This window comes from Vitreimonas sp. (genome assembly GCF_035627415.1).
Classification (GTDB): Bacteria; Pseudomonadota; Alphaproteobacteria; order Caulobacterales; family Aquidulcibacteraceae; genus Vitreimonas.
In genome coordinates this window covers 34,716-51,582 of the sequence record NZ_DASPLU010000006.1, presented here as the reverse complement: position 1 = coordinate 51,582, position 16,867 = coordinate 34,716, and the positions used below count along the sequence as shown (strand labels likewise).

At 66.2% G+C, this 16,867-nt stretch carries 14 protein-coding genes and 5 tRNA genes; 9 read left to right on the top strand and 10 right to left on the bottom strand.

The features are described 5' to 3' along the window. Nucleotides 1-20: 20 nt before the first annotated feature. From VEA80_RS03370 to VEA80_RS03360, 3 genes are all read right to left on the bottom strand, one after another. Nucleotides 21-1,163 carry a hypothetical protein gene (locus VEA80_RS03370; protein WP_325059277.1) on the bottom strand — a complete coding sequence of 381 codons (1,143 nt, stop codon included), beginning with the start codon at nucleotides 1,161-1,163 and terminating at the stop codon, nucleotides 21-23. A 113-nt stretch (nucleotides 1,164-1,276) separates the two neighbouring features. Then, nucleotides 1,277-1,918: a TetR/AcrR family transcriptional regulator gene (locus tag VEA80_RS03365; protein WP_325059276.1), complete on the bottom strand. Its 642-nt coding sequence runs from the start codon at nucleotides 1,916-1,918 to the stop codon at nucleotides 1,277-1,279. A 182-nt stretch (nucleotides 1,919-2,100) separates the two neighbouring features. Then, a complete protein-coding gene (locus VEA80_RS03360; protein WP_325059275.1) occupies nucleotides 2,101-2,589 on the bottom strand; it encodes a glutathione peroxidase in 489 nt (162 codons plus the stop codon). A gap of 228 nt (nucleotides 2,590-2,817) precedes the next feature. Here VEA80_RS03360 and ileS point away from each other — a divergent pair, with 228 nt between their 5' ends. From ileS to VEA80_RS03325, 7 genes are all read left to right on the top strand, one after another. Next, on the top strand, nucleotides 2,818-6,042 hold the full coding sequence (gene ileS, locus VEA80_RS03355; protein WP_325059274.1) for an isoleucine--tRNA ligase: 3,225 nt from the start codon (nucleotides 2,818-2,820) through the stop codon (nucleotides 6,040-6,042). 194 nt (nucleotides 6,043-6,236) lie between these two features. Then, entirely contained in the window at nucleotides 6,237-6,806 is a 570-nt protein-coding gene (lspA, locus tag VEA80_RS03350; protein ID WP_325059273.1) for a signal peptidase II, read from the top strand. Between the two features lie 128 nt (nucleotides 6,807-6,934). Then, nucleotides 6,935-7,471, top strand: a complete 537-nt coding sequence (locus VEA80_RS03345; protein WP_325059272.1) for a DUF3035 domain-containing protein — start codon at nucleotides 6,935-6,937, stop codon at nucleotides 7,469-7,471. An 8-nt stretch (nucleotides 7,472-7,479) separates the two neighbouring features. Beyond that, nucleotides 7,480-8,826 carry a pitrilysin family protein gene (locus VEA80_RS03340; RefSeq protein ID WP_325059271.1) on the top strand — a complete coding sequence of 449 codons (1,347 nt, stop codon included), beginning with the start codon at nucleotides 7,480-7,482 and terminating at the stop codon, nucleotides 8,824-8,826. Continuing rightward, complete coding sequence (locus VEA80_RS03335; protein ID WP_325059270.1) at nucleotides 8,823-10,187, top strand: pitrilysin family protein; 1,365 nt, start codon at nucleotides 8,823-8,825, stop codon at nucleotides 10,185-10,187. Before VEA80_RS03340 ends, VEA80_RS03335 begins: the two co-directional genes overlap by 4 nt. Nucleotides 10,188-10,389: 202 nt before the next feature. Beyond that, a complete protein-coding gene (locus VEA80_RS03330; protein ID WP_325059269.1) occupies nucleotides 10,390-11,577 on the top strand; it encodes an acyl-CoA dehydrogenase family protein in 1,188 nt (395 codons plus the stop codon). Beyond that, a complete protein-coding gene (locus VEA80_RS03325) occupies nucleotides 11,574-12,650 on the top strand; it encodes an acyl-CoA dehydrogenase family protein (protein ID WP_325059268.1) in 1,077 nt (358 codons plus the stop codon). The genes VEA80_RS03330 and VEA80_RS03325 overlap by 4 nt, the downstream gene beginning before the upstream one ends. A gap of 118 nt (nucleotides 12,651-12,768) precedes the next feature. Here VEA80_RS03325 and VEA80_RS03320 read toward each other — a convergent pair whose 3' ends face one another. Then, nucleotides 12,769-13,353, bottom strand: coding sequence for a hypothetical protein (locus VEA80_RS03320; RefSeq protein ID WP_325059267.1), 585 nt, complete (start codon nucleotides 13,351-13,353; stop codon nucleotides 12,769-12,771). 85 nt (nucleotides 13,354-13,438) lie between these two features. On the opposite strand from VEA80_RS03320, the gene VEA80_RS03315 reads away from it, so the two are divergent. Beyond that, entirely contained in the window at nucleotides 13,439-14,488 is a 1,050-nt protein-coding gene (locus VEA80_RS03315) for a transcriptional regulator (protein WP_325059266.1), read from the top strand. A 169-nt stretch (nucleotides 14,489-14,657) separates the two neighbouring features. On the opposite strand, the gene VEA80_RS03310 is transcribed toward VEA80_RS03315, so the two are convergent. Then, a complete protein-coding gene (locus VEA80_RS03310; RefSeq protein WP_325059265.1) occupies nucleotides 14,658-15,509 on the bottom strand; it encodes a metal-dependent hydrolase in 852 nt (283 codons plus the stop codon). Between the two features lie 62 nt (nucleotides 15,510-15,571). On the opposite strand from VEA80_RS03310, the gene VEA80_RS03305 reads away from it, so the two are divergent. Then, nucleotides 15,572-16,174, top strand: a complete 603-nt coding sequence (locus VEA80_RS03305) for a TetR family transcriptional regulator (protein WP_325059264.1) — start codon at nucleotides 15,572-15,574, stop codon at nucleotides 16,172-16,174. 1 nt (nucleotide 16,175) lies between these two features. Here the strand turns inward: VEA80_RS03305 and VEA80_RS03300 are convergent. The 5 genes from VEA80_RS03300 to VEA80_RS03280 all read right to left on the bottom strand — a co-directional run bounded on the left by VEA80_RS03300 (nucleotide 16,176) and on the right by VEA80_RS03280 (nucleotide 16,736). Next, nucleotides 16,176-16,251, bottom strand: a tRNA-Arg gene (locus VEA80_RS03300). A gap of 3 nt (nucleotides 16,252-16,254) precedes the next feature. After that, nucleotides 16,255-16,329, bottom strand: a tRNA-Glu gene (locus VEA80_RS03295). 35 nt (nucleotides 16,330-16,364) lie between these two features. Continuing rightward, nucleotides 16,365-16,442 (bottom strand) — tRNA-Pro (locus tag VEA80_RS03290). Nucleotides 16,443-16,544: 102 nt separating this feature from the next. Then, nucleotides 16,545-16,631: transfer RNA gene (locus tag VEA80_RS03285), tRNA-Met, on the bottom strand. A gap of 19 nt (nucleotides 16,632-16,650) precedes the next feature. Beyond that, a tRNA-Tyr gene (locus VEA80_RS03280) sits at nucleotides 16,651-16,736 on the bottom strand. Nucleotides 16,737-16,867 lie beyond the last annotated feature (131 nt).

The window sequence follows — 16,867 nt, the reverse complement described above, 5'->3', positions numbered from 1 at the left end:
TACAGAGACGATGCGCTGGGTCAGTAATACATCAGCGCATCGAGGATCAGGCCGCTCGACACCACGATAAGCAGGATGTCGCGATCGACCATCACATAGCGGCAGCCGTACGGGGCAGGCGGCAGCCGGTAGTAGAGATCGTAGGGGATCGGCTCCCAGTAGAGCTCGTACGGCAGCACGTAGCCGACGCGCCACGGGCGGTACGGACGGCGCCAGCCGTCGTAGCCCCACCAATAATAATTGTGGCCCCAGAAGCCGCCGACGATGATCGAATAGCCGCGATCGAAGTAGTAGCCGTGCCGGACATGGCGCCAGTCGCGGTAGCGCGGGCGATCCCAGTCGCGGTGGGTGTGGCGCCAGCGGCGCCAGCGATCGTCGTCGCGGTGACGATCGCGGCCCCAATCGCCGTGCGAGAAGTCGCGCCCGCGGCCGCGCCAGTGACCGTCGTTGTCGCCGCGCCCGCGTCCGTCCCAGTCGCCGCGTCCGCGGCCATCGTTGTCGCGGCCACGTCCGTCCCAGTCGCCGCGGCCACGGCCGTCGTTGTCACGACCGCGACCGTCCCAATCGCCGCGGCCATGGCCGTTGTTGTCGCGACCGCGCCAGTCGCCACGGCCGTCATTGTCGCCGCGACCGCGGCCGTCCCAGTCGCCGCGTCCGCGGCCGTCATGGTCGCGGCCACGGCCGCTGTGGTCGCCACGGCCCCGGCCGTCCCAATTGCGGCCGTCGTTGTTGTCGCCGCGTCCGCGGCCGAAATCGCCATGACCTCGGCCGTCATTGTCGCCGCGGCCACGCCATTCGCCACGACCGCGGCCACGCTCGTCGCCGCGGCCCTGGTTGACGACCGCCGGCTGTTGCGGGCGGTGACGCGGCGCATCCGCGCGCGGGCCGCCATGGTCGCGGGGCCCGCCGCGCAGTCCGGAATTGTCGCCGCCGCGCCGGCCGCGATCGCCGTTGTCGTGATCGCGTCCGCGATCGCCGCGATCGCCGCGGTCGCGGTTGCCGTCGCCGCGGCCGCGATGATTGTCATTGTCGCCGCGCCGGCCGCCGCGGTCGTCGTCGCCGCGTTCGTGCCTGCCTCGGTCGTCGCGCTGAGCATAGGCAGGCGTCGCTACCCAGGCTGTCGCGCTCAAAGCGGCCAGCGCCGCAATGAGGGCTTTCTTCATGTTGAGGCTCCCTGTGTGTCGCACGGACACACCCTCGCAATGTTGAAGATGCGGGAGCGCGGCTGAACCGTAGCTGAATGAACGCTGAACGCGCCGCGGCGCCAAGATTCAGCTCAGTAGAGACGCAGGCCGTTGACGATGAAGCGGACGGCGTGGCCGACATGCGCCGCGAATTCGGCGTCGCTCAGCGCATAAGCGTCGTCGGCGAGCGCGCGGTATTGATGGCGGCTGCGCAGCACTTCGAGGAAATAGGAGGCGACGGAATCGTAGTCGCCTTTGAACTCGGGCGCGGCGTGGCGGAGGTACTTGACCACCACTTCGCGGACCTTGTCGGCGCCGGTGAAGACGTAACGCTGCACCGATTGCGGGAATTTGCGTCCTTCGCCGACGACGATGCGGAAGAACGCGAGGCTTTCGCGGGTCAGGATCGTGCGCAGGAATTGCTCGCCGATCTGCTGCAGGCCCTGCTCAAGCGGCAGGTGATCGACGCATTTCGGCGTCATCGCTTCGGTGAGGCGTTCGTGCTCGTCCTGGATGATCGCGAGGAAGAGGCCTTCCTTGTTGCCGAACTGAGCGTAGAGCGTCGCCAGCGATCCGCCGGCGAGGCGCACGACATCGTTGACGCTGGCGGCTTCGTAGCCCTGCTCCAGGAATACCGTGCGCGCTGCGTGGAGGAAGGCCTGCCGCCGGGCGACGCCCCGATCGGGCGCGCGCGCGACCGTTTTTTCGTCTGCACGATGTGCGCTAGCGTTCATAATCCATCCGCCAATGGCACAATAAACCTGCGGGAATACGACGCAAGCACTGCTTGAAGCGGCCAGCGATTGCACCCGGTGTCGTGAGAATGCTTCGCGTTCGCGTACGCGCTGCGCGGAAGAACTCAGAACGACGTAGCCTGGGCAGTTCAGTGTTTCGCGCCCGACGCGCTGTTTTGGTCTTAGGCCGCGAGCGCGTGATTGATGGCTTCGAGCATGTCGGGGCCGAGCGGCGCCGCTTTGGACGGGAAGGCTTCGAGCAGCGCGCCGTCCTTGCCGATCAGGTATTTGTGGAAGTTCCAGCGCGGCAGCGCGCCGTCGCCCAGTTCATCGGCGACCCACTGATAGAATGGATGGCGCCGCGCCGACGGCACGATTTCGACTTTGGCCGTCATCGGAAACGTCACGTGATAAGAGGCGTCGCAGAATTCGCGGATCTCGCGCTCGCTGCCGGATTCCTGATGGCCGAAATCGTTGCATGGCACGCCGACGACGACGAGGCCCTTGCCGACCTTGGCCTCGTAGAGCGCTTCGAGCTCGCGATACTGCGAGGTGAAACCACACGCCGAGGCGACGTTCACCACCAGCACAGCTTTGCCGGCGTAATCGGCCAGCTTGATCTCGCCGGGCTCGTTCAATTTGACGAAGGAGAAGTCGTGGGCGGTGGTCATCGGAACGGTTGCTGTTCTTAACGGGCGGCGGGGCATGTAAACCTCTCGGGTCCCCGGAGCAATGCATGTGGCGTTCCGCGGACGGGAATGTTACAGCCGAACGCATGGCCGCCGTTTCGCGTTTCCGTCGCATAGCGCCTCGAATTTGAGGCCCGGCCCGCGTCGAGCTCTCGCTCCGCGGGACCGGGATCGGCTAGATCACATTCGCTTCACTGGAGAACCAGACCGATGGCCGATGCGCCAACTGGTCGCGATTATCGCGAGACCGTGTTTTTGCCCGACCTGCCGGGCGATCCCTTTCCGCTGCGCGCAGGGCTGCCGAAGAAGGAGCCCGAGCGCGTGAAGCGCTGGGCCGAGATCGGGCTTTATCATTTGCTGCGCAAGGAAGCGGCGGATCGGCCGAAGGTCGTGTTTCACGATGGGCCTCCGTACGCGAACGGGCCGATCCATATCGGGCACGCCGAGAACAAGATCCTCAAGGACTTCGTTGTCCGCACCAAGCAGATGGCGGGCTACGATTGCGATTATGTGCCGGGCTGGGACTGCCACGGCCTGCCGATCGAGTGGAAGGTCGAAGAGGATTTCCGCAAGGCGGGACGGAAGAAGGCGGACGTGCCGGCGGTCGAGTTTCGCCGCGCCTGCCGCGCGTATGCGGACAAGTGGATCCCGCTGCAGCGCGAAGAGTTCAAGCGCCTCGGCATCGAAGCGGATTGGGACAAGTATTACACGACGATGAGCTTCGAAGCCGAAGCGGCGATCGCGCGTGAGTTCTTGCGCGTGGTGCGGACGGGGCTGGTGTATCGCGGCAGCAAGCCCGTGATGTGGAGCCCGGTGGAGCGGACTTCGCTGGCGGAAGCGGAAGTGGAGTACGCGGAGAAAACGAGCCCGACGATTTGGGTGAAGTTTCCGGTGGTCGGACATCGCCCTGCTGTCGCGGCGGGGGCGACTCGCGCGAAGAAAATCGCGGCTGAATACGAAGAAACTTACTTCGTCAGCGACAAGCCTATCTCCGTCGTCATCTGGACGACAACGCCGTGGACGATCCCGGGCAACCGCGCGATCTCGTTTTCGCCGGCGATCAAATACGGCGTCTATCAAGTGGAGAGCATCGAGCAGGGCTTGGCGTTCGAGCCTTGGGTGAAAGTCGGCGAGCAACTGGCGATCGCCGACAAACTTGCTGAAGACGTGATGCGCGCGGCGAAAGCTGCGTCGTGGAAGCGCGTGGCGGACTTCGATCCAAGCGGTTTGATTTGCGCGCATCCGCTGCGTGACTGGCGACCCTCCCCCCTTGCGGGGGAGGGTAGGGAGGGGGGGCGTTCCGACGCGCAGGCGCCGGAGCGTTTGCACGCCCCCCACCCCCCAACCCCCGCCCCGCAAGGGGGCGGGGGAGTCGCTTACGAATTCGACGTTCCGCTGCTTGCTGGCGATCACGTCACCGACGACGCGGGGACGGGGTTTGTGCATACGGCGCCTGGACACGGCCAAGATGACTTCAACATCTGGGTCGCGAACTTCGGCCAGGAGGGGATTCCGTTCACGGTCGATGAAGACGGGCGCTTCACGAAGGAAGCGCCGGGCTTCGAGGGGCTCGAAATCCTGCAGCTTGAGGGCAAGAACCTCGGCAAGGATGGGCCGGCCAACAAAGCGGTGATGGATAAGCTGATCGAAGTCGGCGCGCTGCTCGCGCGCGGGCAGTTGAAGCACTCCTATCCGCACTCGTGGCGCTCCAAGGCGCCGCTGATCTTCCGCAACACGCCGCAATGGTTCATCGCGCTGGATAAGCCGTTCCACGGCGGCAAGACGCTCCGCCAGATTGCGCTCGATGAAATCGACCGCGTCGACTGGGGGCAGAAGCGCACGGGCGAGACGAAGGACTACAACCGCATCCGCGGCATGATCGAGGATCGGCCGGACTGGCTGGTGTCGCGCCAGCGCGCCTGGGGCGTGCCGCTGCCGATCTTCGTGAAAAAGAGTGACGGCTCGATCCTGCAGGACGACGAAGTCGATGCGCGCATCTTCGCGGCGATGAGAGAAGGCGGCGCTGACGTGTGGTGGGCGACGCCGGCGCAGGAGTTTCTCGGCAGTAAGTACAAGGCCGAGGAATTCGAGAAGGTCGAGGACATCCTGGATGTCTGGTTCGACTCAGGCTCCACGCACGCCTTCGTCATCGGCAATCCCGAGGCGCCGACGCGTCCGTCCTTCGTGAACCCGGTCTCGACCATCTATCTCGAAGGCTCGGACCAGCATCGCGGCTGGTTTCATTCGTCGCTGCTGGAGAGCTGCGCCACGCGCGGGCGCGCGCCGTACGACGAAGTGATCACGCACGGCTTCACGATGGACGAGGAGGGCAAGAAGATGTCCAAGTCCATCGGCAACACGGTCGAGCCGCAAAAGGTCGCCGAGCAGAACGGGATCGAGATTCTGCGCTTGTTGATCGCAGCGGCCGAATACGGCGACGATCTCAGGCTCGGCAAGACCATCCTCGATCAGTCGAGCGAGATGTATCGCAAGCTGCGCAACACGCTGCGGTATTTGCTGGGGGCGACGAAGGGGTTTGAGGAGAGTGAGCGCGTTCATGCTCCCCCGCTCGCGGGGGAGCTGTCGAGCGCGCAGCGCGAGACTGAGGGGGGAGTCGACAACACCCCCCTCCCGCTCGCTTCGCTCGCGACCTCCCCCGCAAGCGGGGGAGGAGAAGCGTTGCCGCTGCTCGAACGCTGGCTCTTGCATCGCCTTTGGGAGCTGGACCGCACCGTGCGCGACGCCTACGCGACGTATCAGTTCCGCGTCGCGCTCTCGGCGATCGTCGAGTTCTGCAACGTCGATCTTTCGGCCTTCTACGTGGATGTGCGCAAGGACGCGCTTTATTGCGATGCGCCGTCCTCGTTCCGGCGCCGCGCCTGCCGCACGGTGTTGGATGAGACGTTCTCGCGGCTCACGGCTTGGCTTGCGCCGATCCTGCCGTTCACTGCGGAGGAGGCGTGGCTGGTGCGCTTCCCGGAGACGATGTCGGTACACCTGCGCACGTTCCCCGAGACGCCGGCGAGCTGGGAAGACGATTTCGCCGGCGAGGAGATGGCCAAGCTCCGCGAGGCGCGCGCGGTGGTCACCGGCGCGCTCGAAGTGGCGCGGCGCGACAAGGTGATCGGCGCGGCGCTCGAAGCGGCGCCGCGCGTGTTCGTCGCCGACGACGGCTTGCGCGCGAAGCTGCGTGCGGTGGACTTCGCCGAGCTTTGCATCACCAGCGGGATCAGCATCGTTGAAGGAGATGGGCCTGCCGATGCGTTCCGCTTGCCGGAAACGGCAGGGATTGCGGTGGTCGTGGAGAAAGCGCCCGGCGTGAAGTGCGCGCGGTCGTGGAAGTATTTCGATCCCGCGACCGCCGATCCGGCCTATCCCGACATCACCCCGCGCGACGCGGAAGCGGTGCGGACTTGGGACGCAGCGCGGGGTTAGCGAGGAGCGACGTGCATTTGGCGCCGGTGGGTGGCGTCGCCCTTCGACAGGCTCCGGGTGACGCCACTTCCTCAGGCGGCGCGGCTCCGTCAGTAGCGTCAGCCTGAGCTTGTCGACGGCGGCGCGGCCAAGAACGCGGTGGACCGAACGCCCCGCCTTGCCGCCGCCTTGCGGCGCAGCCATAACCCGCGGCCATGTTGCGCTTCGGCTTGTCCCTGTCGGCCATCGTTTTGGTGGCGGACCAGATCACCAAATGGATCGTGCTCGAGCGCGCCAATTTCAGCCCGCCGGGCTGTCTGGAAGCCAATTACGGCTGCCGCTTCATCGAGCTTTCCCCGTTCTTCGACCTGCAAATGGTCTGGAACCGCGGCGTCAGCTTCGGCCTCTTGCGCGCCGATCAGGACCTTGCGCGCTGGGGATTGGTGGCGCTTTCCTTCGTGATTTCAGGCGTTTTCCTGTGGTGGCTGCGGGGCGCGGAGCGGAAGCTGACGGCGGTGGCGCTGGGGCTCGTGATCGGCGGGGCGCTGGGCAATGTGATCGACCGCATCCGGTTCGGCGCGGTCGCCGACTTCCTCGACTTCAACGGCCTTTGGTTCCCGTGGGTGTTCAACGTGGCCGACGCGGCCATCACCGTAGGCGCGATCCTCTTGGCCGCCGACATGATCTTCCTGGCCGAGACCGAGCCGGGGAAGGGCACGGCCTGGAGCCAAATCAAGGCCTGGTGGCGCGGGGTGCGCTCCGGCTCTCGCGGCTCAGGCAGCTGAAACAGCGACGGATTCGCCCCAGAACGGTCAAACTGAAGCGGGATGCCTCGTCGCTGCTGTCCGGCTTGGCTTGGGAGCCGGGGCTCAGCTAGAACCTGCGCTGAAGATTTGAGGGAGGCGGACGTCCGATGTCCAAACTAGCACTGATGGCGGTCCTGGCCGCGGCTACGGCGGCGAGCGGCTGCGCGAGCGTTTCGCGCGCCATCGGCGCGACCAAGACCTCGCCGGACGAATTCCGTGTCGTGACCCAAGCGCCGCTGACGCTGCCGCCGGACTATAATCTGCGTCCGCCGCGTCCGGGCGAGCCGCGCCCGTCCGAGATCGAGCCGACGCAAGAGGCGCGCACGGCGCTGTTCGGTGAGACCACCGGCGCCGCCGCCAGCCAGGGCGAGCGCACTTTGGTCGCAGCCGCCGGCGCAACGGCAGCCGATCCGGAAATCCGCGACACGATCGATTTTGAAAGCCAGGGCGTCGTCCGCCGCAGCGAAGGCTTTGTCGATCGCCTGCTGGCGTTCGGCGGTTCGAGCGCGCCGCGCTCGGCGCCGCTCAACGCCGAGGAAGAGGCGCGCCGTCTGCAGGATGACGAAGCAATCCGCCGCGCCACCGGCGGCGGCCAAGTCGTGATCGAGCGCGATCGCGGCGGCTTCAAGCTGCCGGGCACCTGAGCGCTTTGTTGAGGGCAGGCCTTCGCGCCGCCTTCGCGGCGTGCGCTCTGGCATTTGCGTTCGTCGCGAACGCCGATGCGCGCGAGCTGCCGCGGCCGGAGACTTTCACGCTTCGCAACGGGCTGCAGGTCGTGGTGATCACCGATCGCCGCGCGCCGGTGGTCACGCACATGCTCTGGTATCGCGTCGGCGCCGCGGACGAGCCGCGCGGTTCGTCCGGCGTGGCGCACTTCTTCGAACACCTGATGTTCAAGGGCACGCGCCGGATCGCGCCGGGCGAGTTCTCGCGCACCGTTGCGCGGAATGGCGGCGACGACAACGCGTTCACCGCGCAGGATTACACGGCCTATTACGAGCGCATCGCCCGTGACCGGCTCGAGCTCGTCATGAGCATGGAAGCGGACCGGATGCGCAATCTGCGTTTTTCGGACGAGACCTTCGCGTCCGAGCGCGACGTGATCGCCGAGGAGCGGCGCCAGCGCATCGACAACAATCCGGGCGCGGTGCTCGGCGAGCGCATGCGGGCGATGCTGTGGCCGCATCATCCGTACGGCACGCCGGTGATCGGCTGGCTGCACGAGATCAACGCGCTCGACCGCGAGACGGCGCTGCAATTCTATCAAACCTGGTACGCGCCCAATAACGCGATCCTCGTCGTCGCCGGCGATGTCGACGCGGCCGAGCTGCGGCCGCTGGTCGAGCGCCATTACGGGCGCCTCCGGCCGACGCGCGATCTGCCGGCGCGCGAATGGGTCAGCGATCCGCCGAGCGTCGGGCCGATGCGGGTGACGCATCGCGACGAGAAAGTGCGCCAGCCATCGCTGTCGCGCATGTACCGCGCTGTCAGCTACGGCACCGACGAGGGCCGCCAAGCGCATGCGCTCGACGTGACCATCGAGATACTCGGCGGCTCGGAAACGAGCCGGCTCTATCGCGCATTGGTGGAAGAGCAGCGCATCGCCGTGAGCGCCGGCGCCGGCGCCAACGCGTCCGGCCTCGGCGGCGGCAGCGTGTCGGTTTATGCGACGCCGGTCGAAGGCGTGTCGCTGGAGCGGTTGGAAGCGGCGGTCGATGACGTGATCGCGCAATATCTGCGCGAAGGGCCGACGCAAGCGGAACTCGATCGCGCCAAGTCCTCGCTGTCGGCGGCGGCGATCTATTCGCGCGACAGCCAAGAGAGCATGGCCAACATCTACGGCGCTTCGCTGGCGCAGGGCGAAAGCATCGACGATGTGGTGAATTGGCCGAACGACATCGAAGCGGTGACGCGCGAGGAAGCGCTGACGATGGCGCGCGCGACGCTGGTGCTGGATGCGTCTGTGACGGGTTGGCTGATGCCGGAGGGTGAGCAGTGAGGGCGTTCGTCGCGCTCGCGCTGGCGCTCGGGTTGGCGGCGGCGCCGCTCGCGCCGGCGCACGCGCAGCCGCGCGCCGAAAGCGCCGCGGCGCGGCACGCGATCCCGGTGCGCGAGATCACTTCGCCGGGCGGGGTCAGCGCCTGGCTGGTTTCCGATTCCACGGTGCCGATCATCATCATGCGCGCCTATTGGCGCGGCGGTTCGGCGATCGAGCCGGCGAACCTGACCGGCGTCACCGGCGTGATGACGGACATGATGACGGAAGGGTCCGGCGCGCTCGACGCCAACGCGTTCAAGGAGCGGCTGCAGGAGCTCAACATGTCGGTGGGCTTCGCCGCCGGCTGGGACGGCGTCGCCATGAGCCTGACGACGCTCAGTGAAAACCGCGAGGCGGCCGTCGAAATGGCGCGCCTGGCGCTCAACCAGCCGCGCTTCGACGCCGAGCCTTTGGCGCGGATCAAGCGGCAGATGCTGGTCGGCATCCGCACCCGCGAGACCAATCCGAGCTACATCGCCAACCTGGCGCTGGATCAGGCGATGTATCCGGATCATCCCTACGCGCGCCGCACCTCGCGCGAGAGCGTCGAGGCGATCAATCGCGCGGCGCTGCAGGAACGCCGCGCCGCTCTGTTCAACCGCGCCACGCTGCAGGTGACGATCGTCGGCGACATCGACGAAGCTGCGGCCGGGGCGATGCTCGATGCGATCTTCGGGCCGCTGCCGCAAGGCTCGGCGCCGCCGACGCCGGCGGAGACGCAATTTGCGCCGCCGACGCCGCTGATCGTGCGCGAGCTGCCGCAGCCGCAGAGCCTCGTGCTGTTCTCGGCGCCCGGCATCCAGGACGAGGATCCCGATTGGGTGCCGCTGGCGGTCGCCAACTACATTCTGGGCGGCGGCGGATTTTCCTCGCGGCTGATGAGCGAAGTGCGCGAGCAGCGTGGGCTGGTCTACGGCATCGGCATGAGCCCCTCGGTGCGCGATTTTTCCGCCGTCATCCGCGGCTCGGCGCAAAGCGAGAACGGCGACGTGCGTGAGGCGATCGAAGTCACCCGCGCGGAGATGGCCCGGCTCTACAACGAAGGCGCGACACAGGCCGAGGTCGATGACGCCATCACCTATCTGACCGGCTCGTTCGCGCTCGATCTCGATTCCAACGCCAAGATCGCTTCGGTCGTGCATTCCTATCAGGCCGCCGGCCGCGACGCGGATTACGTCAACCGCCGCAACGATCTGATCCGGGCGGTGACGCTGGAGGACGTCAACCGCGTCATCCGCCGGCTGTTCAATCCGGAGGCCTACACGTTCGTGGTCGTGGGCCAGCCGGAAGGGCTGGAGGGCGCAGAGGCGCCCTCCAACTGAGGTGCGACGCGTCGCCCTTCGACGGGCTCAGGGTGACGCGACTGACAAGCCTGAGCCTATTCTTCTCAGCGTCTGACTAAATCTCCAGCGTCAGCCTGAGCTTGTCGAAGGCGGGTCCTCCTAGCGCTCGCACGCCCTTACCGAACGTGATGGTGACGTACACCTCTGTATGGTGCTAACTCGCGCGCGAGGAAGACGCGCGATGACCGATCACTTGGAAACCTTCCGCGCCGAGACGCGGGCTTGGCTGGAAGAGAATTGTCCCGCTTCGATGCGGACGCCGCTGGCGGGCGAAGAGGACTTCGTCTGGGGCGGACGCAATTACGAATTCAAGCACCCGGACCAGAAGCTCTGGCTCGAGCGCATGGGCGCCAAGGGCTGGACCGCGCCGACTTGGCCGGCAGCGTACGGCGGCGGCGGCTTGAGCGCCGACGAAAACCGCGTGCTGCAGAGCGAGCTGAAGCGCATCAATGCGCGGCCGGCCCTGTTCTCGTTCGGCATCTGGATGCTGGGGCCGGTGCTGCTCGAATATGCCAACGAGGAGCAGAAGAAGGAGCACTTGCCGAAGATCGTGCGCGGCGAAATCCGCTGGTGCCAAGGTTATTCCGAGCCAGGCGCCGGCAGCGATCTCGCCGGGCTGCAGACGAAGTGCGAGGACAAGGGCGATCACTGGCTGATCAACGGTCAGAAGGTGTGGACCTCGTACGCGAACTACGCCGATTGGTGCTTCTGCCTGGTGCGCACCGATACGAGCGTGAAGCACGAAGGCATCTCGTTCGTGCTGATCGATATGACGACCAAAGGCGTCGAGACGCGGCCGATCAAGCTGATCTCGGGCTCATCGCCGTTCTGCGAAACCTTCTTCAGCGACGTGAAGATCCCGAAGGGCAATATGGTCGGCCGCCTGAACGGCGGCTGGGAAATTGCCAAGCGTCTCTTGCAGTACGAGCGCACCAATATTTCCGGCTTCGGCTCCGGCGCGCGCGTCGATGTGGTCGACATCGCGCGCCAGCATGTCGGGCTGGAGGATGGCGCGCTGGCCGATCGTGATCTCCGCGCGCGCATCGCCGCGCACAAGATGACCGAACGCGCCTACGCGCTGACGACGCAGCGCGCGCAGGAAGAGGCGAAGGCGGGCGGGAATGTCAGCCATATGGCCTCGATGTTCAAAGTCGCGGGCGCGACGTTGAACCAGGAGCGTTGCGAGCTGATGGTGGAAGCGGCGGGCAACCGCGCGCTCGGCTGGGCCGGCGAAGGCTTTGCGCCGGACGATCTCGCCATCACCCGCGGCTGGCTGCGCTCGAAAGGCAATTCGATCGAAGGCGGCACCACTGAAATCAATCTCAACGTCGTCGCCAAGCGCGTGCTGGGCCTGAGGGACACGCAATGACGTTCACACTCACTGACGACGCGCGCATGCTGAAAGAGTCCGCGCGCGATTTCTTCCGCGAGCAGGCGCCGGTGGCGCGGCTGCGCAAGCAACGCGACGCCAAGCAGAACGGGCGCGACCCGGAGCTCTGGCGCGAAATCGCGGCGCTCGGTTTTGCCGGGGTGATCGTGCCGGAAGAATACGGCGGCGCGGGGCTTGGCCATGTCGCGCTGGGCGCGGTGCTGGAAGAGGCGGGGCGGACGCTGGTGGCGTCGCCGCTGCATTCGAGCGCGTGCGCGGGCGCGAGCGCGCTGCTGCTCGCCGGCACGGACGCGCAGCAGGCGGAGTGGTTGCCGAAGATCGCTGCGGGCGACGTGATCGCGACGATTGCGATCGAGGAGACGGCGCACCATGCGCCGGGCAAATCGAAGCTCGAGTTCGAGGGAGGCAAGCTGAGCGGCGAAAAGAAGTATGTCGCCGACGGCCATATCGCCGATCTCTTCATCGTCGCCGGCGCCGATGCGCTTTATCTGGTGAAGGGCGATGCTGCGGGGCTCACGCGTCGCGAGCTGATCACGGCCGATTCGCGCGGCGCGGCGGATTTGAAGTTCGATGCGGTTGCTGCCGAGAAGATGAACGGCGGCGCCGAAATCGTCGACGCCATTCTCGACCGCGCCCGCATCGGACTTGCCGCGGAAATGGTGGGACAGGCGAGCGAAGCGTTCGAGCTCACCAGTGAGTATCTCAAGACACGCCGCCAGTTCGGCCAGGTGATCGGGGGCTTCCAGGCGCTGCAGCACCGCGCGGCAAAGCTGTTCACCGATCTTGAATTGACGCGCTCGTGCGTGCTCGCCGCGCTCGATGCGCTGGATCGCAGCTCGAGTAACATTGCCGAATACGCCAGCCTCGCAAAGGCGCGCGCTTCGGAGACGGTGCATCTCGCCAGCAACGAAATGGTGCAACTGCACGGCGGCATCGGCATGACCGATGAACACGACGCGGGCCTTTACCTGAAGCGCGCACGAGTCACTGAGGCGCTGTACGGCGGCGCAAGCTTCCATCGCGATCGGTATGCCGGTTTGCTCGGGTTCTAAAGCGTCATCGTCAATGCGGGGCAATGCGAAGCATTGAACCCGGATCCCAGGGGCAACTGACGCGCGTCGTGGCCCCTGGGTTCCGGGTTCGCGCTCCGCGCGCCCCGGAATGACGAAATTATTCTTTCGCTGAAGCGCGGCGCAGCGCTTCGTGGAAGAGCCGCGCCGAGAGCAGCCAGCCGATGGTGAGGACGCCGGTGGCGGCGATGACTTCAGGCGCGAGTACGTCGCGGCGCGGATCGGCGACGCCGGCATAGTAGGCGATGAACGGAACGGCGGCGGTCGCCAATGCGACGACGGCCATCGCCCATCGCATCCATGCGGCGGCGCCGAGGGTGAGGATCGCGCCGAGGATCGCCAGCGCCACCGTGCCGAGATAAAGCAGATTGCCCGGATTGTTCTCGCTGCCGATGATGCCGACGGCGCCGGTCACCCACATGGTGAGCACGCCCGTTCCCAAGGCGACGACGACGCCGGCTTGATAGGCCAGGTTTCCAACCCGCGCGGCCAGCTCATAGGTGATGCCGGAGCCGAGCAGCAGGGCGCCGGCGAACACGAAATCGCCGACCGTCCAGTTCACTTCGTCGGTGAACTGCATCGCGACCAGCGGCGTCAGCAGGATGATGACGCTGATCGTGGTCCACGCCATCGTCAGCCATTTGTTGCCGCCGCGTCTGCTGGAATTCTGCACATTGTCGGCCATTGCCACATCTCTCCTGTTTACGAGAGCTCGAGTCTTGCCGCGGCGCGCGGTGAGCGGCATGAGCAAGGCCTGAGGTTTCGCTGATTTGACGCCGGGCGCCTTCCATTTCGACCGTTTCCGGCTCGATCCGGCTGACCGGCGGCTCTGCCGCGGCGAAGCGCCGGTGGAGCTGAACGCGCGCTATCTCGATGCGCTGGCGCTGCTGGTGCGTGAGCAGGGCAAGCTGGTGTCGAAAGAACGCTTCCTCGAAGAAGTGTGGCAGGGCGTGCCCGTCACCGACGAAGCGCTGACGCAATGCATCAAGACGCTGCGCAAGCAGCTCGGCGATGATGCGGCGCGGCCGCGCTTCATCGAGACCGTGCCGAAGCACGGCTACCGCTTCATTGCGCCGGTCGAATGGGTTGAAGGCGGGGTGGCGGCGGGCTCGGCGCCGGCGAGAGAAACGACGCGCGCATTCATCCAGCTCGGCCTCGCCGGGATGTTGGGCGGCGGCGCGGCCGGCGCGATCGGCGGCTTGCTCTACAGCTTCGTCAGCGCCTGGGAGCCGGCCGCGCCGGGCGGGGCGGCCTCGTTGGTGTTGGTGCTGGTCTGCATTACGACGCTCATCGGCTTGCTGGGCGGCGCCGGCGTGGGGTTCGGCATCGCTGCCGCGCGCTTTGCGCGGGGACGGCTCGGGCAATGGAGCGTGCTCGGCGGCGCTTTGGGCGGATTGATCGTGGGCGGCGCCGTGAAGCTGATTGGGCTCGATGCGTTCAATCTCTTGTTCGGCCAGACGCCGGGAAACATCACCGGCGCGCCGGAAGGCGCGTTGCTCGGCGGCGCGGTCGGGCTTGGCGTTTGGCTCGCGGCGCGCGGCGGCGCATCGTTTCGGCGCAGCGTGGCCTTGGCGGCGCTCGCGGGCGCAGTCGCGGGCGTGCTGATCCACTTGCTCGGCGGGCGGCTGATGGCCGGCAGCCTTGCCTTGCTGGCGGAGCAGTTTCCGAACTCGCGGCTGCGGCTCGATGCGATGGGGCGGCTGTTTGGCGAGGACGGCTTTGGCCCGATCAGCCAGATGGTGACCGGCGGCCTCGAAGGCGCGCTGTTCGGCGCGTGCGTGGTCGGCGCGATGTTGTTGGCGCAGCGGCGCTTGGGTTAGTGCAATTCACGTTTTGCTTGGCGCACGAAATTACCCATCCCCGGAGGCTCGCGAAGCGAGCGGTCCGGGGCCCATAAACACCACTGTCGCAGTTTTACGCTGAAGCCGTCGTGTTTATGGGGCCCGGGCTCGACGCTTCGCGTCGCCCCGGGAATGGGTGGAATAGCGGTTAGGCCGGCGCGGGCGCTGCGGCGGCGGCGTCGAACTCGGCTTTCCATTCGGCGACCAGCGCGCGATTGTCTTCGTCCCAGGGATGGAAGCCAGGGCGATACCAGGCGAAGTAGGTCTTGGCGTTGCGGCTGAAGAGGCCCGGCTTACGCCAGACATACGCCTTCACGGCTTTCAGCGCATCCTTGTAGGAATAGCCGTCCGCTTCGAGCAGACGCGCGGCATAGTGCGAGATGTTGCGGGTGAAAAAGTAAGTGATCAGCGCCATCGCCAAAGTGCGGCGGAAGTAACGCTGCCACGGCGACCAATGCCGCGTTGCGTGCAGGAACACATCGTAGGCGACCGCTTTGTGCTCGGTCTCTTCCACCGCATGCCAGCGCCACATGCGCTCGATGCCGGGATCGACGTCGTCGAACAAATCTTCGTGCCGCGCGTGCGCATCGGCCATCATCGCGGTGAAATGTTCGAGCGCGATGGTGGAGATCAGCATCCGCATCGGCCCGCGCGAGCGGGCGAAGGCGACGCGCTCGCGGATCGCCGCTTCGATCTCGTTGACCGGATAGCGGTTGCGATCGATCAGCTGATTGAGCTGGTGATGTTCGCGCGAATGGATCGCTTCCTGGGCGATGAAGCCTTTCACGTCGTCCGCCAGCTTGCCGCCGAGTTCGCCGCGATATTGGCGCACCGCGTCGATGAACATGCGCTCGCCGTCCGGGAAGGTGAGCGAGAGCGCGTTGAACACCGCAGTGCCGACCGGATCGCCGCCGAGCCAATGGCTGGACTTGGCGGCGTCGACATCGAAGCGGATGTCGCGCGGCGGGATATTGACGTCGGCGGGCGTGGTTTTGGTCATGGGGCGCCTGGGAGGAGTGGGCGAACTTGCGCTTTCCGGCGAATTTCGCTTTACTGACAAAAATGTCAATAGTGAAAGAGCGTAAGAGTCGCGTCCGCCGCGCGCCTGAAGCGGCGCGGGACAACATTCTGGCCGCGGCGGAGCGGCTCTTGGTCGAGCGGGGGCCGCTGGCGCTGAAGCTGGCGGATGTCGCCGCCGCGGCCGGCGTCGCCAACGCGTCGGTGCTGCATCATTTCGGCTCGATCGACGGCGTGCACGCGGCGCTGATGGACCGGATGGTGCAGCAGCTCGTCGCCGACGTGCTCGCCATCGCCGAACAGCCCGGCGCGCGCGAAGAGCATCAGGAAGCCGTGGTGCGGAAATTGTTCGACGTGTTCGAAACCCGCGGCGCGGCGCGGCTCGCCGCCTGGCTCGAACTCACCGGCGAATGGCGCCGGCTGACGCATGTGCGCGAGGCGGTGCAGAGCGTCGTGATGAAGCGCGCGTCGTTCGGCGACAGAAGCGTGGAAGAGACCGAAGACCTGGTGCTGATCAGCGTCGTGCTGGCGATGGGCGCGGGCCTGTTCGGCGGCTCGTTGGCGCAGCTGGTGGGCAAGCCGGGAGGGCACACGCGCGCAGTCGCGGCGGATGTGCTGCGGGCTTATGTCGGAAGGCAGAAAACGTGACTGGCGTTCGCGGCAGGACTCAAACCCACATCTCGGCGTTCGTAGCGCCGCATTCTCTTCAGTTGAACTACGCGAACGAGTGGCAGCGCCGACGGGACTCGAACCCGTTTCCCCGCGGTGAAAGCGCAGGATCCTAACCCATAGACGACGGCGCCGTGTGCAAACGGGCGCTCATGTCGCTTTGAAAGAATGGTCTGGGCGGCTGGATTTGAACCAACGACCTCCTGCGTCCAAAGCAGGCGCTCTTCGCATGCTGAGCTACGCCCAGGCATGCGCTAGCGCCACATGAGCGCTAGCGCATCTCTCGGAGGGAGGGGGTCGGTCGAAACATGATGTTGTACAACATAGTCGAAGTCACGTCCGTTTGCAATGGTCGACAGGGTTGGATTCGAACCAACGCGCCCTTTCGGGAACGAGATTATGAGTCTCGGGGCTTCGACCGCTCGCCCACCTGTCAGCACTTCCTTTCGCAAAACTGGTGGAGAGAGTTGGATTCGAACCAACGCGCCGATTAAGGACGGGGTCTACAATCCCGCGGTTTCAGCCACTCACCCATCTCTCCAAGCTTTCGTCATTCCGGACGCGCGAAGCGCGATCCGGAACCCAGGGGCGACAGCTCGTCGCTTGCCCCTGGGTTCCGGGTTCTTCGCTGCGCGATGCCCCGGAATGACGAGGTGTGAGATCACTCACACT